This window comes from Bdellovibrio bacteriovorus (assembly GCF_048286975.1).
Lineage (GTDB): Bacteria > Bdellovibrionota > Bdellovibrionia > Bdellovibrionales > Bdellovibrionaceae > Bdellovibrio > Bdellovibrio bacteriovorus_H.
Genome location: NZ_JBLVRT010000001.1, coordinates 1,597,860 through 1,621,136, shown reverse-complemented (window position 1 = coordinate 1,621,136; position 23,277 = coordinate 1,597,860). Strand labels below are relative to the sequence as shown.

The following is a 23,277-nucleotide window of genomic DNA, read 5'->3' as shown; positions in this document are numbered from 1 at the left end:
ATTAGACAAGCTCCCTCAAAACAGCGAACATGTTTTTGAGGGGGCTTTATGACCAGACGACTGTTCCTTGCTCTCAACGCTACCGATCCTTTGGCAGACACCTTTCTGCCGACCTTAAAGAAACTCAAAATCAATGCTGATCGACGCGACATGACTGTGAAGTGGGTTCCGATGGACAACTACCACGTCACTATCACGTTTTTAGGTGAACGCCCCGAGGAAGAAGTTCAAAAGGTGGCCGATGCGCTGGCGCACGTATGCCAGAACTTTGCCCCGTTTGATCTGAAGATCGAGGACGTCGGTGCTTTTTCAAACGAACACGATGCCCGGGTCCTGTGGCTGGGTGTGCAAAACAAAAGAAGTCTGAATCAATTCAAAGAAGCTCTGGATCACGAGCTGATGGAAAAGAATCTGCTGCCGCAAATTGAAGAGCGGCCGTTTTCACCGCATCTGACCTTCGGAAGACTTCGCAATCCGCGAAGTGTGAAAGACATGATCTCGCCGTTTAAACGTAAAAGCTTCGGCAAAATTCATGTCACAGAAATTGTCCTGTACGAATCAACACTGCAAGGGGCCTTCCCTGTGTACAAGCCCCTCGCCCGTTGCAAGCTGACTGGAAGCGCCGACCTAGCGGATGGCGTTCCCGAACAAACGGATATAGATATTACTTTCACGTAGGTGAACAGTCACATCACCCCAGTGAGAACCCGTTGTCGACGGATGGAAAATCACGCGAATCGTGCACTGCTGACCCGGCATCAGAATCTGCGGGCAGTTGGTGTCCACGCGATAAGCGAAGGAACCCTGTACGCTGATACCACGGATGAATGTGGAATCAGGGCCATTCGCGGTCAGAACGAAATCCTGGAATCTGGCGGAGTGAACAAAAGAAGTCCCGAAATTGTAGTTAAGATACTGATCCTGAGCTTTCACCTCTACGTTCAGTGGCTGAACTGACACATCTGCAAAAGCAAAGGCTGGAGCCAAAACCAACGCCAAAGACATCAAAAAATTTTTCATAGAATCCCCCTCTATGACCTAAGTCTGGCAGGGGAACCGAAGCGCGGGCAAACAAAAAGGGAGTCTTTCGACTCCCTTTTTTGACGCATTGTAGATGTAAAAAGTCACCAGGCACCTTTTAGATGCCGGCTTTGTGGCGTTCTTCGTCGTCGACGTGAGTCAGGATGCCGCCCTTAAGGTTTGGACGGTATGCCAGATGATTGATGTCGTAGATGAAGTTTGCACCATTCACGCCCGGAGTCTGCCATTCAGGGCCCAGACGGATTGCATCCACCGGGCAGGCTTCTTCACAGAAACCGCAGAATACGCAGCGAAGAATGTCGATCTCGTAGCTGATCGGGAACTTTTCAACCGATGGGTCGTTGTGTTCCGCCGCCGTGATCTTGATACATTCCGCAGGACAGTTGGTCGCGCAAAGCATACAAGCCGTGCAACGCAAAGAACCGTCTTTTTTAACCGTCAGAACGTGATTGCCCTTGAAACGAGGAGAGTACTCGTACTTCTCCTCAGGATAGTTCAGGGTCATCATTTTCTTCTGATTGAACAAGTTCTTCAGCAAGTGCTTCATGGTCGTTGCAAGACCACCCAGAATCCCCGGCAGGAACCACTTGGACTTTTCAGAGTTGTTTTGCATTACGCTCATAGGCTACCTCTTCTGAACACAAACTCATTCTTTTTACGAGCTTCCAAAGTCACCTGATCTTCACGCTGGTTGTTCGGCATGAACGTCGCGTTCACCGCAGGGATCGCCAGGTTCTTGCCAACCATCAACAACGCCGCTTCAGTCAATGTCAGTGCTTCGGAAACAATCGTCGTCGCTTTTTTGAACTTCTGCTCAAGACCTGCGTGGTTGATGAACGTGCCGTCTTTCTCAACAAATGTTTTTGTCGGGATCAACCATACGTTGCCAGTCAACGCCATCAAAGCATCCTGTTTGGTCGCCTGCAGCCAGATCAGGTTGGAAGCTTTGGAAAGCTCTTTCACGCGATCTGCGAAGTCAGGGAACGCATTCATGTTCTCTGGGCCAGCCACCACAACAGTTTTGATCGCTCCGGAGTTCAAACCGGAAGTCAGATCCGCCCATGTCGCTGTGATTCCGTGTTTTTCCAGAACTTTCAGCAGGCCTTTGGTGTTCGGGTTTTTATCCCCGCGCAACAGCAATCCATCGAAGCTTTCGAAGGATTCCTTGTTGTTGATCCAGAAGAAGACTTTCTTGGTTTTGAACTCGTTCACGAACGAGGAAACGATCGCATCGAATTCTTCCACCGTGTACTGAGCAGTCAGAACCAGTGCCAAAGAATCGCCTTGAGAGTTTTTCAGAACCTCATTGGCATTCTTCGCCGCCGCCCCTGCTGTCATCTCTGTCCAGCCGGAAGCATTGCGAACCTGCGCCTTCAACAGACGGTGTTCACGGTTGACGAACTTGTAGATGTCACGACCTTCATCGCACATCCAGTGACCGTTCACCTGCTCATTGTAAACAGGCTTCACACGGAAGAAACCTTCCTTATTATAGAAGACTTTTACGTTACAGCCGGTAGAGCAGCCATTACATACAGTTTCAGCATCTTTTAGATACCAAACGCGCTGACGGAAACGGAAGTCTTTGGACGTCAACGCACCCACCGGGCAGATGTCGACAGTGTTCAAAGAGTATTTGTTGTCCAAAGGCATGCCATCGTGAGTGCCGATTTCAGTGCGGTCACCACGGTTGAACAGGCCCAGTTCGTTGGTTTTGGATACTTCCTCAGTGAAACGAACACAGCGGGAGCAAAGGATGCAACGCTCGGAATCCAGAACAACTGTCGGACCCAGGTCCACAACCTTGTGTTTCTTTTGCTTGTGTTCGGCCATTTCAGGATCGTACTTGCCGTACTCCATGTACTGGTCTTGCAGACCGCACTCACCTGCCTGATCGCAGATAGGGCAATCCAGCGGGTGATTGATCAAGTGGAAGTCCAGGCCCCACTTCACAGCGTCTTTTACTTTTTCAGACGTGTTGTTGATCTTCATACCCTCAGTAACCATGGTGTTACATGCGATCTGAACGCGTGGATTTCCTTCGATCTCCACCATGCAAAGACGACAAACACCGGCCACGGACAATCCCGGGTGCCAGCAATAGTGAGCGATACGATCGCCAGACTGTTGCATCGCCTCGATGATCGACGTGCCTTCCTTTACTTCGACTTCTTTGCCATTAATGGTGCATTTCGGCATATGTCGTTCCTTTTACTTTCGAACGTCCTTCACGGACATAGAATTCAAATTCATCTCTAAACTTAGTTACGAAGCTCAATACCGGCAAAGCCGCTGCATCGGAAAGCGCGCAGATGGTTTTACCTTTCATGTTGTCAGCAACTTTGATCAACAAGTCGATGTCCTGCAGACGGCCGCGGCCTTCCAGGATCGAATGAAGAACTTTGTTCAGCCAGCCTGTGCCTTCACGACAAGGCGTGCACTGACCGCAGGATTCGTGAGCATAGAAGTGAGTCAAAACACCCAGCATATCAACCATGCACTGGGAATCATCGATCACGATCACCGCGCCCGAACCAAGCATGGTGCCCAGACCCGCCAGGGATTCGTAATCCAAGTTCGCTTTCGCCACTTCTTCAGCTGTCAGAACCGGAGCGGAAGAACCACCCGGAATAACCGCTTTCAGTTTGCGGCCCGGCTTCATACCGCCGCCTTCCTTCATGATCAGATCCATCAACGGGTAACCCAGTGGAACTTCGAAGTTGCCAGGAGTCATCACGTTACCGGACAACGAGAACAGCTTGGTGCCAGCGGATTTCTCAGTACCGTGTTTGCGGTAAGCCTGAGCACCGTCTTTAACGATGTAAGTCACGGCAGCCAAAGTTTCCACGTTGTTCACGATGGTTGGCTTTCTCAGGTAACCCTGAACAGCCGGGAATGGTGGCTTCAATTTTGGCTGGCCTTTCAGACCTTCCAAAGAAGAAATCATGCCTGTTTCCTCACCGCAGATATAAGCACCGGCGCCACGGTAAACATCAAGATCGAAATCAAAACCGGAACCCAGGATGTTTTTACCCAGCAGGCCGGCAGCGTAAGCCTCTTTGATCGCCTTGTTCAGACATTCAATCGGGAATACGTATTCACCACGAACGTAGATGTAACCTTTGTTGGAACCGATCGCGAAAGCAGAGATGATCATACCTTCGATCAATTGATGTGGAGCACGCTCCATCATCATACGGTCTTTGAAAGTTCCTGGCTCACCTTCATCGGCGTTGCACAGAAGATAGCGTGGCTCGCCGTTTTTCGGCAAAAAGCCCCATTTCATACCCGTTGGGAAACCCGCACCACCACGACCGCGCAGACCGGAAGCTTTCACTTCATCGATGATCTGCTGAGGTTGCATTTTGAAGGCTTTGTGAAGAGTTTCGTAACCACCCTTGGCTTTGTAGCCCGCCAAAGTTTGATATTCAGGCAGGTGGTAGAATTCTGTAAGCACTTTTACTTCAGACATTATTTCATACCTCTCAACAGATTCATCGCTGTCTCTGGAGTCAGCTTTTCATGGTAGGTGTCATTCACCTGCATCATCGGCGCAGTTCCGCAGGAACCAAGGCACTCAACCTTGGAAACTGTGAAGCGGCCATCAGCAGTGACTTCATTGTATTTTACACCCAGCTCATGGCAGATGTGGCTTGCCATCTCACGACCGCCCTCTAGGGCGCAGGAGATGTTCGTGCAAACCTGCACGTGGTACTTGCCCACGGGCTTCTGGTTGAACATGGTGTAGAACTTGAACACTTCATTGATACGTGCTTCCGGAATATCCATCACCTGGGAAAGTGTGCGGATAATTTCAGGCGTAATGAAGCCGTTGTTTTCTTTTTGAGCAATGTAAAGGCTTGGAATAATAGCGGACTCTTTCGCCTCGTAGCGAGCCAGTTCACTTTTTACTGCAGCCAAGCCAGAATCAGACAATTTAAACATCGTTGTTTCCTCTAGCGGTCCAATTCGCCGGCAATAAGGTTCATGGAAGCAACCGTTGCAATCGCATCGGCCAGCATCGCGCCCTTAACCACAGTCGGGAAAGACTGGTAGATCGCAAAGCAAGGTGGACGAACTTTCAAACGGTACGGATTCGCGGAACCATCGCTGACCAGATAGAAGCCCAACTCACCGTTGGCTGCTTCTGTCGCATCATAAACTTCACCCACTGGTGGGCGAAGACCTTTGATGATCAGCATGAAGTGATTCATCAAACCTTCGATGTTGCCGTAAACGTCTTTTTTCTCTGGAAGAACGATGCCTTTGTCGCGAATTGTGTAATCGCCACCAGGAACGTTTTTGCAGACTTGTTCAATGATACGAACGGACTGACGCATTTCCTCGAAACGAACCAGGTAACGGTCATAGATGTCACCGTTGGTTCCAACTGGAACATCAAAATCCAAAGCGTCGTAACCATAGTATGGCTGAGCTTTACGGATATCCAGGTTCACACCGCAGGCACGAAGCATCGGGCCTGTGTAACCCCACTGAATTGCATCAGCGGCAGATACCGGACATACGTTTTTGGTACGCTGGATGAAGATTTTATTGTCGATAACCATCGCAGCCATTTCGTCTGTGCCCTTGCGGATTTCTTTTACAAGAGCCAGAACCTCGTCGAACCAGCCTTCCGGCGCATCCTGAGCCATACCACCGATACGGGTCATGGATACTGTCAGACGGGCACCGCAAAGTTTCTCGAACAGACCGTAAACTTTTTCACGCATACCGAACATATAGAAGAAGCTGGTCAAAGCCCCCAAGTCCATCGCGCCAGTACCGATTGCGATCGTGTGATCGATGATACGGGAAAGTTCAGCCAGGATCACACGCATCGCCTGAGCTTTCGGCGGGATTTCCACGCCCAAAAGTCTTTCAACCGCTTTGCAGTAACCGATATTGTTCATCGGAGCAGAACAGTAATTCAGACGGTCGGTGTAAGGGATCACCTGATTGTACGGGTGAGTCTCTGCCATTTTTTCGAAGCAACGGTGCAGGTAACCGATCTCGTTATTGCAACGAACGATCGTCTCGCCGTCCATTTCAGCCATCACACGCAAAGTTCCGTGCATCGCTGTATGGGAAGGACCGATGTTCAATGGAAGATATTTGTCGTTCAATACGTCGCCAGGCGAACCCGGCTCGTTGTTGAAATGAATCGGCAGGGAGTTTGTACACGCCTGCTGGTTGTTCGCATCGTAATCCTTGCGCAGAGGATGACCCACGAACTGGTGGTGAGTCAGGATTTTGCGCAGGTTCGGGTGACCATCAAAGATGATACCGAACATGTCGTACGCTTCACGCTCAAACCAGTCCGCACCACGGTAAGCAGGAATCGCAGTACCGATGGACTCGCCCTCACCCACTTGCGCTTTGATACGCAGACGGCTGGCATCCTTGGAGTTGAACAGGTTGTAAACAACGTCAAAACGTCTTTCACGATTCGGGTAGTCCGCACCGCAAACGTCCATCAGGAAATCGAACTGGCCGCTTTCACGAAGGAACAACAAAAGCGCCGGAGCGTCTTCTTTAGGAACTTCAATCACGTCATCGCCGACAGCGTGAGTGAACTTGAAGTTCTCAATTTTAAATTTGCCAGCCAGAAGCTGTTTCAGATTTTCAAGCTTGTTCATATGGGCTCTTCCAGTTGTCTTTCCAAGGGCGTGGTTGATTTGTCGCGATCATACGCTGCAAAGCCATGATACCGTCCATCACCGCTTCTGGTGTTGGAGGGCAGCCTGGAATGTAAACGTCGACAGGGATGACTTTATCAACGCCCTGAAGAACGTGGTAAGCACGATAGAAACCACCGGAGCTTGCACAAGCGCCCATGGACAACACGTACTTAGGTTCCAGCATCTGCTGATAGATACGCACGATCACCGGAGCCATTTTCTCAGTGATGGTTCCCGCTACGACAAGCAAGTCCGCCTGACGTGGAGAGAAGCGCGCCACTTCCGCACCGAAACGAGCCAAGTCATACTTGGGACCCATCACGGACATGAACTCGATACCGCAACAAGCAGTACCGTACGGCATTGGCCACAGAGAGTTTTTTCTTCCCCACGCAACAATAGCATCAAGCTTTGACGTGAAAGCAAAACCCCGCGACATATCATCTACAGCTTGGGTTCCGGTCATCCCATCGTGAGATACCAAACCCTGCACTTGTTCATTGTGCATAAATACACCTCTGCAATTTCATTTAGCTATCATTAAGTAGTTACTGAAAAACCGTAATCCTGACAACTAGATATATATATTGGCGGCCCTCGCCGATTTCTTCAACGCACCTTTCCAAAGTGGGCCAAATGAAATTGATTCTCCTGTCGTTTAACCACAAACTTTAGGGAGCTTAAACAATAGGAGAAAACCCACATGAAGAAGATGGCACTGTACGTTGCTTCTGCCATTCTTGTTTTGTCCGGAGTGGCATCTGCCAACTCCCAAAAGCAAGATTTGCTTATTAAACTGGCACCTGGCTTCGTTGAATTGGAAATTCAGGGCGCAAAAGTCGAAAAATTGAGCGAATCCTGGGTTCGCGTTCAAGCTCCCCGCCGCATGAGCCTTCAATCTTTGGAAAAAAATCCGGCCATCGAGTACGTTCAGCCGAACTACAAAATCTCTCTTTTGGAAGACTATAAAATCGAAGACCCTCTTCGCCGTGCCGCTTTGGCAAAAATGCTTTCAAGAAATCCTCAGCTTCGCGCAGCCGCTCGCCAGGATAACCCGGCGATTCCTGACGCTCCGCAACCAGCGACGGGTGCAGATCCTTTGTTCTCCAAACAGTGGGGCATGCTGGATATCGGCGTGGTTGACGGCTGGAAAGTGACCAAAGGCAATCCGGAAATGATCGTGGCGGTTATCGACACAGGTGTCGACTACACACACGAAGACCTTCTGCCAAATCTTTGGAGAAACGCTGGCGAAATCCCTGACAACGGCATCGACGATGACGGCAACGGTTACATCGACGACGTGATCGGCTGGGACTTTGTGACCAACGACAATAAACCTTATGATCTTGCAGTGGATTCTTTGGACGGCTTGTTCAAAGGCGGCAACCCTGGTCACGGCACTCACTGTGCTGGTAACGTGGCCGCTCGTGGCGACAACGGCAAAGGCATTGCCGGCGTGGCTCCGAACGTGAAAATCATGTCTTTGCGTTTCATCGGCATGACTGGTGGCGGGACCACAGCTGATGCGATCAAATCCATCCGCTATGCGGTTGATAACGGCGCAAAAATCATGAACAACTCCTGGGGTTCGGAAGGTGAAGAGCCTGGCGCTCCTGAAAATCAGGCTTTGCGTGATGCGGTTCAATACGCTCAAGACAAAGGTGTGCTGTTCATCGCAGCAGCTGGCAACGGCCACAAAGGCGTGGGCTATGACAACGACACCGACAAGCTTCCGGCGTACCCGGCGTCTTATGACCATGACATCATCATCTCTGTGGCGGCTTTGGATTCCAACGACCGCCTGGGTTCATTCTCCAACTGGGGTCAGAAGTCTGTGGATATCGGCGCTCCGGGCGTGAAAGTTTATTCCACGACGGTGGCGCAGAGCTACAGCGACACTGTTATCGATAAATTTGGTTTCAAAGCGACTTGGGATGGAACGTCCATGGCGGCTCCGCACGTTGCGGGCGCGGCGGCTCTGTACTGGTCTGCTCACCCGGAAAAATCCTGGCAGGATGTGAAAGCGGCGATCATCGGATCTGCTCGCAAGATCAATGCTCTGGATCGCAAGTCCGTGTCAGGCGGCAAGCTCGATGTGAAAGCTTTGATGAGCTACTAAGTTCTGAACTTCAAAGCCCGGTGCCGACAAAGCACCGGGCTTTTTTTTGCCCTAAATCTGTCGCTGCACAATTTTATCCTGCCTTCTGTTCTTATCTTAAAAACTTTCCGCTTCTTAATTTGTAAATCTTCTTTCGATCCAAAACAGTTAATGAATACCGTCTCCATCCCGGAGCACCTATTTAAGAACAATCGAAAGGATCTCGTATGCGCGCGCTGCTTTTGTCTTTCATGGCCACATCCCTGGTAACCACCTCAGCTCTTGCCGCAAAGTTTGACGTCGACAAGGCTCACACCAACGTTTCCTTCACGGCTCCGCACCTGATGGTGTCCAAGGTCAAAGGCCGCTTTGACAATGTCTCTGGCAGCTTCCAGTTCGACGAAAAAACCATGAAGCTGAACGACATCATGGTCACCGTTAAAACGGACTCGGTGAACACCAACGAAGCGGACCGCGACAAACACTTGCGCAGTCCTGACTTCTTTGACGTCGCAAAATTCCCGGAAATGACATTTAAATCCACCAACGTAAAATATGAAAAGGACAAACCCGACAAAGTCGAAGGTGACCTGACCATTCGCGGAATCACAAAAAAGGTCACGCTGGACGTGGACTACAACGGCGCCGTCACTGACCCTTGGGGCAATCGCGTGGTCACTTTTGAAGCTGAAGGCGAAGTGAACCGCAAGGACTTCGGTCTGAACTGGAACAAAGCCATGGATAAAGGCGGCTTTGTTGTGGGCGACAAAATCAAAATCGAAATCGATGGTGAAGCCAAGGTTGCCGCAGTCCCAACAGCTCCAAAAAAATAGAGGCCTTCATGCAAAATTCCAGTTTTTCCCACAAGGTGGGCATGGGCCTGCGGGCCCCGCATTTTCCTTATCTTGAACAGCGCCCCTCCACCGAAGTGGCGTGGTTCGAGGCCCAGACGGAAACCTACATTCACACCCATGGGCGCTCGATGGAAATGCTGCAAACCATCCGGCAGGATTATCCCGTGGCACTGCACGGGATTTCCATGAACATCGGAGCCCCTGAAGGCATCCGCGTGGATTACCTGCAGGGACTGCGCGAACTGATCGACCGCGTGGAACCGTTCATTGTTTCAGATCACATGTCGTGGAACTCGATCTCGGGTCAGAACTTCCACAACCTGCTGCCGATCCCGTTCACCGAAGACAGTCTGCAGACCCTGGTGAACAACATCGATTTTGTGCAGAACTTTCTGCGCCGGGCTTTGGTGCTTGAAAACATTTCGACTTACATCAGCTATCATCACAGCCATATGAACGAATGGGATTTCATTTCCGAAGTCAGCAAACGTTCCGGCTGTGCGCTGCTTTTGGATGTGAACAACATCTATGTCAATTCACGCAACCACGGCTTTGACCCGAAATACTTTATCAACCACATCCCGCTGGACCGCGTGGCGCAAATCCACCTGTCCGGCCCAAGTGATTACGGTGACTTCCTGTACGACACACACTCGCAGGAAATCCCTGGACAGGTGTGGGATCTGTTTAAAATGCTGGCGCCGCAGGTTCGTCACCTGCCGGTGCTGATTGAACGGGACGATGACATTCCTGATTTCCGCGAATTGGAAGTCGAAGTGATGAAGGCCGCTTACATTCTGGAGAATTCCTATGAAACTGAGCGAACTACAGAGTCTGTTTAAAAGAAACATCCTGGCACCGGAAGCCGATCCGGCGCATCTGGAATATCTGAAACCTGCTGGCAAATTGAGCCTGGAGCAGGCGTTCCAGATCTATCACCGCACTTATTTGGCACGACTGACAGAAGCCCTGCGCAGCACCTACCCTGCCGTGGCCTGGGTTCTGGGGGACAACTTTTTCAATGAGCTGTGCCGAAAGTATATCGAATCCCAGCCCTCAGTGGCCTACAATCTGGCCGATTATGGCGAAACTTTTCCCGGTTTTATCCAGGAAACCTCCACGGCCAAGGGCATTCCTTTTTTGCCCGATTTGGCCACCTTTGAATGGATCTACAAAGAGGTGCAGCACGCCGCCACTCCGGAACCTCTCCCGGTTGAAACGATTCAGGAACTGCTGAATTCCGATGACGTGAAAATGCACATGATCGATGCCATGGAGCTCTTTGAAAGCGACTATGCTGTTTATGATATCTGGGAGCACCGTCTGGAGCCGGCTTACATGTTTGAAGATGTGGACTGGAACACTCCGCAAAGCCTCTTGATTCACAAAAAACAGCAGAGGGTCCTGGTGCAGGAACTGCAGCCGGTGGAAGCGCAGATTCTGCGCGCGCTGACTGCGGGCCGAACTGTATCAGAAGCCCTGACCCCGCATGCAAATTCATTAAGCCCCGAAAGAATCGCCCAGCTCTTTGAGATGATGATGAGAGCCGGGATCATTGAAGACGTAATGTCAGTAGAGGCCTACTAAGAGGCCTTTCCGATCACTTCTGTGGCCATGCTGTGCACCATGTGCTGAAGAGTATTGGCCTGAGCGGACATTTCCTCGGATGTGGCCGCTGTTTCTTCCGCAGCCGCCGAGAAGGCTTGCGTCTGACGCTCCAAAGAACCCATCGCTTCATGAATGGCACGAATGCCTTCCGACTGATGGGCCGTGGTTTCGGAAATTTCCTGATTCAGAACATTCACTTTTTGTACAGAGCTGACAATGCCATCAAGCACACGGTCACTGCGCTCGGCCAGCTCCAAAGACACCTGAGTCTGCGTCACGCTGCTGGTGATAACGGACTTAACTTCCTTCGCAGCTTGCGCCGACTTCAGCGCCAGACTGCGCACAGCTTCTGCCACGACGGCAAAACCTTTCCCCTGCTCTCCGGCACGGGCGGCTTCCACCGCCGCATTCAACGCCAGCAGGTTTGTCTGGAAAGCGATATCATCAATGATGTCCATGGCCGAAGTGATCTCGCCTGAAATCTTCGACATGACGTTGATGGCTTCAATCAGTTTTTTGACTTCCATGGCCCCTTGGGACGCGCCACTTTCAGAGCTCTTCGCCAGGTCCGCCGCCGCGCGGGCTCTTTCCTGGTTGGCTTGAACGATCTCATTTAGATTCTTGATTGAAGCCATCGTTTCTTCGATACGGGCCGCGGATTCCACGGCTCCTTGCGCGACGTTTTGTCCCGCGCTGGAAAGCATGTTGGAAGCCTCAAGCACCTGCTGACTGGCGTCGTTGGTGTCATTCACCGTGCGCGCCAGGAAGTTCATTAAACGGCTGGCAAAGACAAAGAACAGAGCAAATGCCACCACAAATGCAATCGTGAAACCGATCAGCACCTTGTTACGGAAAGAGGCAATTGCCGTTTCAACGTCATCGACGTAAACACCACTGCCAACAATCCACTGCCATGGCTTGAAATTGCGCACAAAACTGATTTTAGGTTCGGGATTTGGGGAACCCGGCTTGGGCCAAAGATAAGGAACAAATCCCTCGCCTTCAGCCGTCTTGCCTTTTTCTGCAAAGGCCACAAACAAATGGAAGCCATTCGGATCTTTAAAGCCTGTCAGGTCCTTGCCATCAAGCTCGGGCTTAATCGGATGCATCAGCATGGTTGGGTGAAGATCGTTGATCCAGAAATACTCGTTGCCGCTGTAGCGCAATTTTGAAACGGCTTTTAACGCCTGCTTCTTGGCCTCTTCCTCGGTCAGAATTTTTTGCTGATATTGATCGTGATAGAATTCCAGCACTTTCGTGGCGATATCAACAGTACTGCGAATCGCAACCCGGCGATCTTCGTACATGCTTTCACGCACCAGCGGGAGCACATAGAAAAGCACAATCGCCCAAAGGGGAATCATCGCGCCGATAAGCAGTGCCAAGGTCTTGTAGCGATAGCTGCGAGTCTTCCAGAGTTTATGCCACATAATCCGATCCCCCTAGGGTTGATGTCGTAGGGATTTATCGGATTCACTTAAGGATACTGAATAACACAATTGTTATTGCGAGGAACTTTATCTTATATGTCTCACTTCAATCCACGCCCCCACCTTCGCCGGGGTTGCGTCTGGTGTTGACTCCGGGAGGCAGCAATTCGTCCCCCATCAACGACTGTTCGGAAGGGTAGCGTCTGGAGTATCCAATCAGATCTTTATGATATGAAAACAGGATGCTCCCGTTTTGCAAAAGGTTGATCAAATACTGGACGTACTCCAGTCCTACCGCAAAACACCCTTCGCTCCAGCCCAGTCGCCGATTGCGTGCAATGAATTCCTCGCTGACATAGCTGGCTCCGTGTAAAACAATCTGCCGCAGGCGTGAGTTGTTATTCGAGCGGTCAATTCCGTCAAGATACAGTGACAATCCGTTTTTGGGGCTGTTGTAAGTTCCTTTGGCGAAATAGAAACCCAATGAGCTCTTCCACGAATCCGGAAGATTTGAAAAACTGCGGGTTTCCAAAATGCCCGAACGAATGCCATGAGCAACATAGAATTTCTGCACCAACCCTGTGCGCAGATCCAACAGATGCAAACGTTTCTCTGTGCTGGGACGGGAATAATCCACCAACACGGCATAGTCAGTATTGGGAATGCGGCCTTCATTGTAATCGAACATGCGGAAGATCAAATCCAGTGGTTCGCGGGGCACGGATTGCTCCAGCAGGACATCAAACAGGAAGCGTCCGTTGGCAGCTCGGCGATTGAACATGGATTCAGCTGCGCTGACCGAGGCCGAAAGCAGTAAGAACAACGCCACTAAGTATTGGTATATTCGTGATGCGTAAGTCATTCCCCCACTCTCAAGGGTGATGGCTGCATCGGCAAATTAAGAATCAGAAAGGTCAGAGTTACGGCCAGGGAATGTACGGAACATCCTGACAAACGATTGGCAATCCCGCGGCCTGCAGTGGTGCGGCAACTTCATCGATCTCGGCGGAGTCATCCAAAAGCATGATGTGAGATCTCAAAACAGTGCGTGATAGGAACTCACTCGACACTTTATTCTTAGCTTTTGATTTTTGCGCGTGCACCGGAGTCAAAGCTGCCATGCGACGAACCGACTCCAGAATGTGTTTTACCATGCAGTTGTAGCGGGGCTTCTGATCCAAATCCACAATCTGTTTATCTGCATATTCGGCCAACTGCATATAGGCCTTGGCTTTGTAAAGTTCCAGCAGGCGGGATTTCATACCCGCGATATCGGGACGGCGATAGTTGTGCAAAGAATCGGTGCCTTCAGGGTTCTGCGCTTGAAACTTCGGCGTTTCAGACATCGAAATAAAGTCCTGGCAAAGGATAGGAATTCCCGCCGCCTGATAAGGTGCTGCCCAGGCATCAGCAAACGGGACTGCCACTGACAGCTTTCGCTCCATCCAGATCAGTTTGTCTGAAACCGCCTTGGACTTGCCATTGGAAAGCTTCATGTAAAGGGGCTTTCGCTCTTTGTTCAGAACCATGGCCTCGTGAATATGCTCCGACAGACAAGGGCGTATGTCTTTCAGGCCTGCCCAGGACAAGGCCGGAATCATGAATACCGCAAAGCTGAACAGAATCACAGAGAAAGACTTCATGGGCTCTTTATACCATACCCCGCAAACCACCCGCCCGCCGGGCTCCGGGCCCCTGTAAATAAACCTCGACTGTCCAGAATTTGGTCACCGGTCCTTAACAAAACCCAGGGCATCTTCTAACCTTGAATGAATGCCTGGTTTGCGACTTTTCATTCTTATATCAGTTCTTTGGACAGCCTCCCAGGCCCAAGCCGACTTTTCGGATTGCTACCTTATTAACGAATGCAGCCAATTCCGCCGTGACCCGGCCAGCCCGGCGCCGGGTGGCAGCCAGATTAAAATCAACCCTTCTGCCGTTCCAACGGAAAAAGGTCTGGGTCTGGAGGCCATCTATTTCAACCCTTCTGCAGACTTTTCGATTGTTCGGGGGAACGGTAAGGTGGGTGCCGCACTATCCCCTTCAAACAGTGAGGAAACCTTCTTTGGTGCCCCCGGCTTTGAATTGATGGAGGACCTCTGGGAGCGCAAGCACAACCAACAAAAGTATCCTAATCAGAAACTGACCCTGGCCTCAGCATTCGATATCGTCGACCGCAAAGGCAATGGCTATCGCCGCTACAGCCTGAAGGCCGGCGCTATGGCGAAGTACAACACCGAAACCAACAAAATCAATATCGGTGGCGGGATCAACGCAATTTGGGGACCGTTTTCAGCCGGCTATTCTGTTTATGGTGATGAAACCCAGCTGGAACAAAGTGAATACGTGAAGACCACCATCAAATATCAGGTCAACACTTACAATGTGGCCCTTCATCTGAGCTCTTTGATTCTAAGTTATGCAAATTTGCACCTGATGGAGGAAGAGGAACTGTACGAAGCGCGCGTGCAGACCTTCACCGCCTCATTGGCAATGGGAAAATTTATTTTCACCGCCGCCAAACGCATCGAGGACTCCCCGGCATGGGCCTACAATTATGAAACCAAAGAACTGGAAGAAAAGCAGATCAAAGAAGAATACTTTGGCGGCGTCCAGTATTCCCTGAGCCGCCGATTTATGATTGGTGCGCTTTATAACTACTATCTGCTGCGTGAAGGCTCCGTCACGGCGACTTTGTTCTTCTAAACGCCCGCCATCTCAACACCGGACATCGTACTTAATAACAGCTCCGAAGCTTCCACCGTGACCGCCGCAACCGGAATTTCCCGCATCAGACCTGTCAGACTGCGACAAGGACCAATATTCACAAAGCGATCAATGTGATGATCCTGTGCGAGCTTCTGCACAGCATGGCTCCAGTGAATGGGCTTTGTGATGCTTAAAAGAAATTCCTGTTTGATTTGTTTTGGATCCAGCAAAGGCTGGGCACTGAGACTTGAAAAAATCGGCACGCGAGGAATTTCGGTGTGCACACTTGCGAAGTCGCTTTCCACCGCCTGCACATAGGGCAGAATGTAGCGGGAATGCACGGGGTAATCCAAAATGCGCATCACATTCCAGCCTTTTTCCCTGGCATATCTTTCGACCTCATCCAGATCAGCATACCGCCCGCCAATGTTAAGAAACCTTGGTGTAAGGCACGACACATCCACGTTGTTTTCCTCAAACCAAGCGTAGTCCTGTTCGGTAAAAGGAGCCCCCCGAGGTGTAAGCACGGCGATATTACGACCAATCTTATCAATCCCATCGATGCTGCGGGTGAAGTGGATATGATTGTAAATGGCATCTTCAAACGTGTAAGTCCCGGCAAACACAGCGCGGGCCAAATCGCCCAGGGAACAACCCATAACCCAGTCCGGATCACCTTCTAATTCCCGCAAGCGCCGAGCGACACCGGTTTGAATACAGCAAATTGCCACCGCCGCCAGGCTGATATTCTTTAAAGCATAGATATCCTCGGCGGGAAGCTCGAGAAATTCCTTAAAATCAAAACGGTAACCGAAGCGTTCTTGAATGATAGCTTCGGCCCGACGAAAACAGGCCTGAACCTCAGGCAGATGCAAAAAACGATGACGATCTGATTTTCGCAGCAAAGCATTCAAACCCGGAAAAAGAAATGCCGTCGCCATTATCGTAACTCCATTTCCGCTTCAGTGGGTCTTTCCTGCGTGCACACCGGAAAGGCGCGCTGATACAACGGGGCAAATTCGGTGATCTGGTCCTGGGGTTCAATCAGGGATAGCACGCGGCCGGCCGTGTGTTCAAAAACCACATCCTCGGTTTGCCGAACCCATTTCAAAAGTTGCGCGTCCATAAACTCCCGGTCACCGATTGCCTCATGCACCATGCGTGTGTGTTCAGCTTCATCCTCTAAAATGACAGAAATAGTCTGAGCAATGCCCACATGGTCCGTACCGCGCATGATATCTGTGTAGTGGCGGAACACCCGCATTTCCAGTCCCCAGGCGCCGTACAAATACAAATGCTCGGGCTCGGGGATCTGCCGCATCATCAGGCTGAAGTAGCGGGTCAGATAGCGCTCCAGTTCATGACACAGGCGACGCTCCAACTGGCGATAGCCAGGCACAGCCAGCCATTTGCGCCTTTCTAAAACCACACTTCTTTGCAGAAGCCGGGCGTGGCGCAATTCATCACTGACGTGTTCAGGCATCAGATCCGGCATCGGCAGATTACGGGAAATAAAAATCTTCTGCATATGCAGTGAGGCCATCAGCTCGCTGTGTCCCAAAGCGTGCACCCAGGCCACTTGTGCATAGGGGCGGTCGGCAATCACCCGAACCAGCTTTTGGCTGGCACGGAGGACTGGCTCTGGCTGGAGCTCATGATTTTGAAACTCCTGCACCAGCACGGTCATGCGCTGTACCATCAGCAGACACATTTCCTTTTCTATGACCTGAAGCTCCTGCAATGACAGGCGCTCAGCTTCTGGCAAAGTGGCCAAAAACTTTTTACCCAGTTGAATGTGCCCGACTTCATCAGCCAAAACCTCCTGCATGCCTTCGCGAATCCGCGGGCTGCTGGTGCCGTCGATATAGGCGGAATAAATTTGAAACGGAAACTGCTCAATGGTAATCGCGCCATGCACGTAAGCGGCAAAGCGGGACTGCGCCTGCAGCAAAACCGGATTGGCAAAAAACCCCAGAACAAAACTTTCTGCCACCGCCCGCAGCCGGTGGCGCAAATCTTCATAGCGCCCGTCCTTTGCCATTGGATAAGGTCGCAGAGACAAAATGATATCGCGATGACGTGCTTCATCTGCCGCATGCTCTTGAATTTCATTCACAAAATGCAATGGCGTTGAGGCCGAGATATTCCCCAGTACCTGCTGCGAAGCCAAATGCTCCATGTGCGCCAGAGTGCTGAGCCACGCGGATTCCAGATGCGGATCTTCCGTCACCAGAGAAATGAGATATTGAATTGATTCGGTGAAGTTTTTCATAGAGCCCAAAGGAATACTTTGGACTCTAAAACAAAGGCAAGGCAGGGACTCTGCCCTTGCCAGTAAACAGTGTATGAAAATCAGGTAATCAACTAGTGGGCTATTCTTTCTTCTTCAGCGCACCCATATAAGAATACTGCCAAGGACGGAATGCCATTAACACGCCAGAATCGATGACAGAAACATTATGTTCCACCTCGTAGCGGGACTCTTCTTGCATATCCATCATCAGACGTTCCAGTTTGGCCTTGTACTTGGCCAGAGTGGGCGCGCTGACTTTGATCAATGTAAAGCGGATGTAATCCTCGGGACGAAAATCATAATTCAGATAATTCGACTTGGTTTGCTCAAACAAAGCCTTCCCCACCGGACCGTCACGACGGAAACGCAGAAAGCCCTGACGCTTCAGCTTCACCTTGTCGCGGGGATGAAGTTCAATCAGGTTCAGACGATCCAGCTGGAATAAATACTTTTTCGCTTCCGAACCCGGGATCTGATATTCCTTTTCGATTTTCTGCGGGGTTTTTCCTTCCTGAAGCATCATATAGAAATGCAGCAGGCGCGCGTTTTCGGCCAGAGCCTTTTCCTGCTCGTCAGAAAGAATCATCGGCTGATTGGCCTCTTCCAGATTCGCCGACTTCACCACTTCTGAAAAACTTAGGTCGGCGATCCGACAGATTTCCTCCAGACGATCCAGGCTTAAACTTTTGCTGGAAAGAATGCGCTTCACACTGGATTCACTCAAATCCAAAGCTTTAGCGAGATCCTTATAAAGAATATTCTTCGCTTTTAAGGATCGTTTTAAGGCATTCAAAAACTGGTCAATCTGTGACATCTCAACCCCCAAAACCAGAGTATTACATTATAGTACCCGACGCAAGGGTATTGAATGCTGGCACCAATCCGCCGATCCTAATAGCAAGTAAGGAGGTACTAATGACCGCTCTCAGACTGCTTTTCCAACGACTGACACAGTCCCGCCCCTTCTTTTACGGCTGGGAACAAAGGGCCTATGAACGACGCCAGGAGCAATCCCACTGTGACGCCCAATTCTCTTGCAGACTTTGGAAGGATTAAATACAGTCCCCGGGGTGATGCAGAACTCCTCTGAAAATTCCTTATTATTTAAGCGTCCCCTTTGGTTTTATATCAAAAACAATCCCCGGGCCTTCAGCTTGGGGATGATTTTTTTGCTGCTGACGAATGCCCTGGATTCAGCATACCCGCTGGTGATGAAAGCCGCCATCGATCAGATTCAGGCCAAGGCCCCGCTGTCTGACATTGGCAAAACCTGCTTGATCTTCCTTGCGATGATGACGGGCCTTGCGATCACCCGCTACGGGTGGCGCGCGAACTTTGGCCGCTTCCACACCTACGCCGCAGAACACATCCGCCAAAAGATCTTCCGCCATATCACGTCCCTGGGACCGAATTTCTTCCACAAAAACCCCGTGGGTGAACTGATGAGCCTTCTGACCAACGACGTGCAGTCGTTCCGTCAGGCCATCGGCCCGGGCCTTTTGATTCTGGCCGACGGGATTATCTATATCCTGATGGTTCTGCCGATCATGATGTCCCTGAACTGGGAATGGACCTGGAAAACCCTGGTATTCCTGCCGCTGGTGCCTTTCCTGATCTGGAAGGTCATGCGTTTAATACACTTAAACTATAAAATTCAGCAGGAACGCTTCTCTGAACTGACCGGCATCGCCCAGGAAACCGTGGGTGGCATCCGCGTGATTAAAAGCTTCGCGCAGGAAAATAATCGCACCCAGCTTTTCAACGGCATCAGTGCCGGCTTTGAAAAAGCCTGCAACAAAGTGGCCCGCGTGGATTCGATGTTCATTCCGGTGATGGAGTTTGGTGTTACCTCGGGCAGCGTGATTCTGCTGTTCATCGCCAAAGATGACTTGTATTCAGGGGCTGTGACCATCGGGACCTTCTTTGCTTTCCAGCGCTACATCCAGAAAATGGTGTGGCCGATGACGGCTTTGGGAATGGGCTTTTCAAACTTCCAAAAAGGGTATGCTTCCTTTGACCGGATCAAAGAGGTTTTGCAAACCGAAACCGATATTCCCGACAACGGGACCATCGAAATTGAAAAGTTCCAGACGCTGGAATTTAAAAACGTTTCTTTCCGCCATAAAACCAGCCCGGTGTATGCGCTTAAGAATGTGTCCTTCACCCTGAATGCCGGCGAAAGCCTGGGAATTATGGGGCCGGTTGGCGCCGGTAAAACCACGCTGCTGAATCTTTTGACCCGCATGTATCCGCTTGAAGAAGGCCAGATCCTGGTCAATGGCCACGACATCAGCAGCATCACGCAGGAATCTTTGCGCCGCACCTTCTTGCTGGTTCCGCAAGAGGCCTTCTTGTTCAGCGACAGCATCGCCGACAATCTGAGCCTGGGCCTGACCGAGCGAGCGGATATCAATGAAATCCAGCGCATGACTGAAATCGTGGATCTGACCAAAGAAATTGATTCCTTGCCGCACAAGTTTGACTCCCAGCTGGGTGAACGCGGCGTAAATCTGTCTGGCGGGCAGAAACAACGTCTGACCATCGCCCGCGGTATCATCATGAAAACCCCGGTGCTGGTTTTGGATGACTCTTTAAGTGCCGTGGACACACGCACGGAAAAAGCCATCGAACAGGAACTGCGCAAAACTCATGGCTCCATGAGCCGCATTATTGTCGCTCACCGTCTGTCTTCACTAAAATCCGTGGACCGTCTGTTGATTCTGAAAGACGGCCACGTTGAAGCCTGGGGAACCATGGAGCAGGTTCAGGAAACCAGCCCGACCTTCCAGAAGATTGTGCAGATTCAAGGGATGGGGGATCACCATGAATGATAATTTTATGAATGAGGACCTGGTTAAAACCAAGGTCACTTACCCGATTCTGTTCAAACGCCTGTGGCCTTATGCCCGTCGCGAAAAAGGTCTTTTGTTCATGGCGATCTTTGCGGTCGCCGGCGGCGCCACCGTCGCCCGCCTGATTCCACTGTTGATTGGACAGGCCATCGACAAAGGTGTCGTGGGTCGCGATCTGTCGATTTTCACCAAAGTGGCTTACGCGTACCTGGCACTTGAAATCATGCGTTCAGTGTTTTCGTTCGGAAATGCTTTCCTGTTTCAGTTGTTCGGAAACCGCATGCTGTATCATCTGCGCGAAGATCTGATGAACCACGTGCAAAGACTGCCGATGCAGTTCTTCAACAAGACTCCGAACGGACGTATTGTCACCCGACTGACCAATGATGTGATGTCTTTGGGGGAACTGTTTTCAGAAGGCGTGATCTCGGTCTTCACCAACGCGGTGATCATCGCGTCGGTGGTGATTGCGCTCAGCCTGATTTCCTGGAAGCTGACCGTGGTGTCGCTGTTCCTGGCGCCGTTCTTTATCTGGGCCACGTTCCACCTGTCCAATAAAATCCGTGCGATCCTAAGCGAACAGAAAAAGAAGCTGTCCACCATCAACGCTTTCCTGGCTGAAAATCTGAACGGCATCAAAGTCATTCAGCTCTACAATCGTGTCACCCGCAATCGCGACAAGTTCGGCACCCTGTCGGTGGATTATCGTGATACCAATATGCGCTCGATCAAGGCCTATGCCCTGATGCAGCCGGTGATGAATCTGTTCAACGCCGTAACCATCACCTCGGCTTTGTATTTCGGTGGTTACTTAAGCGCTGAAAACTCGATCGCCATTGGTTCATTGGTGGCGTTTTTGATGAACATCCAGGACTTCATCCCGCCATTGCGAGAGATTTTAGAGAAATACCAGCAGTTCCAAAACTCCCTGACCAGTGCCGAGCGCATCTTCACCCTGATGGATGAACCGAAAGAGCACGAACTGGCCGCTCTGACCAGCCCGGGATCTTTGCGTGGAGAACTGGAAATCAAGAACCTGAACTTCCAGTACGAAAGCCATCTGCCGCTGGTTTTGAAAAACATCAACCTGCACATTAAAGCCGGAGAATCCGTGGCTTTGGTGGGGCGTACCGGCAGTGGCAAATCCACGTTTATCTCGTTGTTGCAGCGATTCTATGATGCCCCTGAACAGACAGTCTTTGTCGATGGTCTTGCCCTGGAAAGCATCCCGCGTGAGGAAATCCGCCATCATGTCGGCGTCGTTCAGCAGGATAACTTCATCTTCCGCGGCAACATCCGCGACAATATTGGCCTGGGCGACCCGCGCATCACAGAAGAACAAATCCGCATGGCCTGCGAAAAAACCGGCTATATGGCTCTATTGACCCGCACAGGGCGCGATTTGCTCAGCCCGGTGGCTGAACGCGGCGCCAACTTGTCGGTCGGCGAACGCCAGCTGATCGCCTTTGCGCGCATTCTGGCCTTCAACCCGGATATTTTGATTCTGGATGAAGCCACCGCCAACATTGACTCTGAAAGCGAACACATCATTCAGGATGCGACCAAAGAGATCACCAAAGGCCGTACAAGCATCATCATTGCCCACCGTCTTTCAACGATTGAACAGTGCGATCGCATTATTGTTCTGAATCAGGGGGAAGTGGCCGAGATGGGCTCGCACGAAGAACTTATGCAAGCCCAGGGCATGTATTATCAGTTCGCGTCTTTAGGTTTGAAATCCACCTTGATCGACGCATCTGCAGCGGGCACCGCAGTTCCATAGAAACGGATCACGTTGCTGGCGGCCAGATAGTCCCAACCATTGGTGGTGTCACGCGGAATGCTGACACCATTGATGCTGACTGTGATGGACTCTTCCAAAGGCACTTTTGACAATTTAAAGTCCGTCAGGATCTGATAGATGCGTGAACGGATGTTCCCCACTGCTGACGAAAGATTCGTGCTGCAGATGGATTCTTTCACCCCGCCGGAAGTATCCGCCAGGCCCATATAGCTCAAACCCGCAGATGCAAAGTCATTGAAGGTTTTGCACTGGGACGTCAAACTTAGGACGCCGATAAAATTAAACACCCACGAACGGCTGCCATCCACCCACGGTTCTTTGATACCATCCAATAAATTGGTGTAATAAGTGATGCCGGCAGAAGAGCTGGATTTACTGAAGTCATCCTCATCCGACAATGCGATCACCACCAAAAGGGCGTCATTGCGGAAGAAGCCTTTGCCTTCATTGGCCAGATAATTTGCTGACAGGGCATTTTCCATGGACTCAAGACCGCGCTCCAGATTGCTGCCGGCCTCTCCCACGATCATACGGTTTTTCAGGCTGTTGACCAGATCCGGAGTTTTCGAAGTCACATACTTCGGACTGCCGATAAACTTCCCGCCATCAGGTGACGTGCCCCCCATGCTGGTGGTCACCACGGCCATGTGATAGTCCATTTTCAATGTATTGAGTTTACTGACCAGATCCGGAACCTGTTCGCTCAAGCGCTGCTGATGCTTCAGCATGGAGGTGGAATTATCCACGATCCACAGAATATCCACCTTGTTGTTGTACGTGATGCTTTGACCGAAGTTGTCTTGAGTTTCCGGCAGATCGAATGACACATTCTGTGCGCAGGCCATCAACAAAGATGACGCTGCCGCGACAACAAGAAGCTGAAAGTCCTTTTTCATACAAAAGA

The 23,277-nt window shown here is 50.9% G+C and carries 22 protein-coding genes; 8 read left to right on the top strand and 14 right to left on the bottom strand.

The window, feature by feature from the left end; translation table 11 throughout:
- Nucleotides 1–48: 48 nt before the first annotated feature.
- Nucleotides 49–678, top strand: coding sequence for an RNA 2',3'-cyclic phosphodiesterase (gene thpR / locus ACNQKP_RS07920; RefSeq protein ID WP_417863972.1), 630 nt, complete (start codon nucleotides 49–51; stop codon nucleotides 676–678).
- Here thpR and ACNQKP_RS07915 read toward each other — a convergent pair.
- The 7 genes from ACNQKP_RS07915 to ACNQKP_RS07885 form a co-directional block, all read right to left on the bottom strand.
- On the bottom strand, nucleotides 628–1,020 hold the full coding sequence (locus ACNQKP_RS07915) for a hypothetical protein (protein ID WP_417863970.1): 393 nt from the start codon (nucleotides 1,018–1,020) through the stop codon (nucleotides 628–630). The genes thpR and ACNQKP_RS07915 overlap by 51 nt on opposite strands.
- 118 nt (nucleotides 1,021–1,138) lie before the next feature.
- Nucleotides 1,139–1,663, bottom strand: coding sequence for a NuoI/complex I 23 kDa subunit family protein (locus ACNQKP_RS07910; protein ID WP_088564400.1), 525 nt, complete (start codon nucleotides 1,661–1,663; stop codon nucleotides 1,139–1,141).
- Nucleotides 1,660–3,240: a 2Fe-2S iron-sulfur cluster-binding protein gene (locus tag ACNQKP_RS07905; RefSeq protein WP_088564399.1), complete on the bottom strand. Its 1,581-nt coding sequence runs from the start codon at nucleotides 3,238–3,240 to the stop codon at nucleotides 1,660–1,662. Before ACNQKP_RS07905 ends, ACNQKP_RS07910 begins: the two co-directional genes overlap by 4 nt.
- Nucleotides 3,221–4,513: an NADH-quinone oxidoreductase subunit NuoF gene (nuoF, locus tag ACNQKP_RS07900; protein ID WP_417863967.1), complete on the bottom strand. Its 1,293-nt coding sequence runs from the start codon at nucleotides 4,511–4,513 to the stop codon at nucleotides 3,221–3,223. Before nuoF ends, ACNQKP_RS07905 begins: the two co-directional genes overlap by 20 nt.
- Nucleotides 4,513–4,986, bottom strand: coding sequence for a complex I 24 kDa subunit family protein (locus ACNQKP_RS07895; protein ID WP_374033861.1), 474 nt, complete (start codon nucleotides 4,984–4,986; stop codon nucleotides 4,513–4,515). Before ACNQKP_RS07895 ends, nuoF begins: the two co-directional genes overlap by 1 nt.
- A gap of 11 nt (nucleotides 4,987–4,997) precedes the next feature.
- Nucleotides 4,998–6,680 carry an NADH dehydrogenase (quinone) subunit D gene (gene nuoD / locus ACNQKP_RS07890; protein WP_417863965.1) on the bottom strand — a complete coding sequence of 561 codons (1,683 nt, stop codon included), beginning with the start codon at nucleotides 6,678–6,680 and terminating at the stop codon, nucleotides 4,998–5,000.
- Nucleotides 6,667–7,188, bottom strand: coding sequence for an NADH-quinone oxidoreductase subunit B (locus ACNQKP_RS07885; protein WP_050792947.1), 522 nt, complete (start codon nucleotides 7,186–7,188; stop codon nucleotides 6,667–6,669). The genes nuoD and ACNQKP_RS07885 overlap by 14 nt, the downstream gene beginning before the upstream one ends.
- A gap of 237 nt (nucleotides 7,189–7,425) precedes the next feature.
- Between ACNQKP_RS07885 and ACNQKP_RS07880 the strand changes: the two genes are divergently transcribed.
- From ACNQKP_RS07880 to ACNQKP_RS07865, 4 genes are all read left to right on the top strand, one after another.
- Complete coding sequence (locus ACNQKP_RS07880; RefSeq protein ID WP_417863963.1) at nucleotides 7,426–8,844, top strand: S8 family peptidase; 1,419 nt, start codon at nucleotides 7,426–7,428, stop codon at nucleotides 8,842–8,844.
- Between the two features lie 206 nt (nucleotides 8,845–9,050).
- Nucleotides 9,051–9,656: a YceI family protein gene (locus tag ACNQKP_RS07875; protein ID WP_038448292.1), complete on the top strand. Its 606-nt coding sequence runs from the start codon at nucleotides 9,051–9,053 to the stop codon at nucleotides 9,654–9,656.
- Between the two features lie 8 nt (nucleotides 9,657–9,664).
- Complete coding sequence (locus ACNQKP_RS07870) at nucleotides 9,665–10,519, top strand: DUF692 domain-containing protein (protein ID WP_417863961.1); 855 nt, start codon at nucleotides 9,665–9,667, stop codon at nucleotides 10,517–10,519.
- Complete coding sequence (locus ACNQKP_RS07865) at nucleotides 10,488–11,264, top strand: putative DNA-binding domain-containing protein (RefSeq protein WP_417863959.1); 777 nt, start codon at nucleotides 10,488–10,490, stop codon at nucleotides 11,262–11,264. Before ACNQKP_RS07870 ends, ACNQKP_RS07865 begins: the two co-directional genes overlap by 32 nt.
- On the opposite strand, the gene ACNQKP_RS07860 is transcribed toward ACNQKP_RS07865, so the two are convergent.
- From ACNQKP_RS07860 to ACNQKP_RS07850, 3 genes are all read right to left on the bottom strand, one after another.
- On the bottom strand, nucleotides 11,261–12,715 hold the full coding sequence (locus ACNQKP_RS07860) for a cache domain-containing protein (RefSeq protein WP_417863958.1): 1,455 nt from the start codon (nucleotides 12,713–12,715) through the stop codon (nucleotides 11,261–11,263). The genes ACNQKP_RS07865 and ACNQKP_RS07860 overlap by 4 nt on opposite strands.
- Nucleotides 12,716–12,821: 106 nt before the next feature.
- On the bottom strand, nucleotides 12,822–13,577 hold the full coding sequence (locus ACNQKP_RS07855; RefSeq protein WP_417863956.1) for a murein L,D-transpeptidase catalytic domain family protein: 756 nt from the start codon (nucleotides 13,575–13,577) through the stop codon (nucleotides 12,822–12,824).
- A gap of 58 nt (nucleotides 13,578–13,635) precedes the next feature.
- Nucleotides 13,636–14,358, bottom strand: coding sequence for a hypothetical protein (locus ACNQKP_RS07850; protein ID WP_417863955.1), 723 nt, complete (start codon nucleotides 14,356–14,358; stop codon nucleotides 13,636–13,638).
- Nucleotides 14,359–14,488: 130 nt separating this feature from the next.
- Here ACNQKP_RS07850 and ACNQKP_RS07845 point away from each other — a divergent pair, with 130 nt between their 5' ends.
- Entirely contained in the window at nucleotides 14,489–15,421 is a 933-nt protein-coding gene (locus tag ACNQKP_RS07845) for a hypothetical protein (RefSeq protein WP_417863954.1), read from the top strand.
- Here ACNQKP_RS07845 and ACNQKP_RS07840 read toward each other — a convergent pair.
- The 3 genes from ACNQKP_RS07840 to ACNQKP_RS07830 form a co-directional block, all read right to left on the bottom strand.
- Nucleotides 15,418–16,365, bottom strand: coding sequence for an acyltransferase domain-containing protein (locus tag ACNQKP_RS07840; RefSeq protein ID WP_417863952.1), 948 nt, complete (start codon nucleotides 16,363–16,365; stop codon nucleotides 15,418–15,420). The genes ACNQKP_RS07845 and ACNQKP_RS07840 overlap by 4 nt on opposite strands.
- On the bottom strand, nucleotides 16,365–17,696 hold the full coding sequence (locus ACNQKP_RS07835) for a ferritin-like domain-containing protein (protein ID WP_417863951.1): 1,332 nt from the start codon (nucleotides 17,694–17,696) through the stop codon (nucleotides 16,365–16,367). The genes ACNQKP_RS07840 and ACNQKP_RS07835 overlap by 1 nt, the downstream gene beginning before the upstream one ends.
- A gap of 100 nt (nucleotides 17,697–17,796) precedes the next feature.
- Entirely contained in the window at nucleotides 17,797–18,531 is a 735-nt protein-coding gene (locus tag ACNQKP_RS07830; protein ID WP_088564385.1) for a helix-turn-helix domain-containing protein, read from the bottom strand.
- A 346-nt stretch (nucleotides 18,532–18,877) separates the two neighbouring features.
- Between ACNQKP_RS07830 and ACNQKP_RS07825 the strand changes: the two genes are divergently transcribed.
- Both ACNQKP_RS07825 and ACNQKP_RS07820 read left to right on the top strand, forming a co-directional pair.
- The gene (locus ACNQKP_RS07825) at nucleotides 18,878–20,548 is read left to right on the top strand and encodes an ABC transporter ATP-binding protein (RefSeq protein ID WP_417863950.1); all 1,671 of its coding nucleotides are present in this window, start codon (nucleotides 18,878–18,880) and stop codon (nucleotides 20,546–20,548) included.
- Complete coding sequence (locus tag ACNQKP_RS07820) at nucleotides 20,541–22,352, top strand: ABC transporter ATP-binding protein (protein WP_417863949.1); 1,812 nt, start codon at nucleotides 20,541–20,543, stop codon at nucleotides 22,350–22,352. Before ACNQKP_RS07825 ends, ACNQKP_RS07820 begins: the two co-directional genes overlap by 8 nt.
- On the opposite strand, the gene ACNQKP_RS07815 is transcribed toward ACNQKP_RS07820, so the two are convergent.
- Nucleotides 22,283–23,269 (bottom strand): hypothetical protein, encoded by a 987-nt coding sequence (locus tag ACNQKP_RS07815; RefSeq protein ID WP_011165465.1) that lies wholly within the window; start codon nucleotides 23,267–23,269, stop codon nucleotides 22,283–22,285. The genes ACNQKP_RS07820 and ACNQKP_RS07815 overlap by 70 nt on opposite strands.
- Between the last annotated feature and the right edge of the window lie 8 nt (nucleotides 23,270–23,277).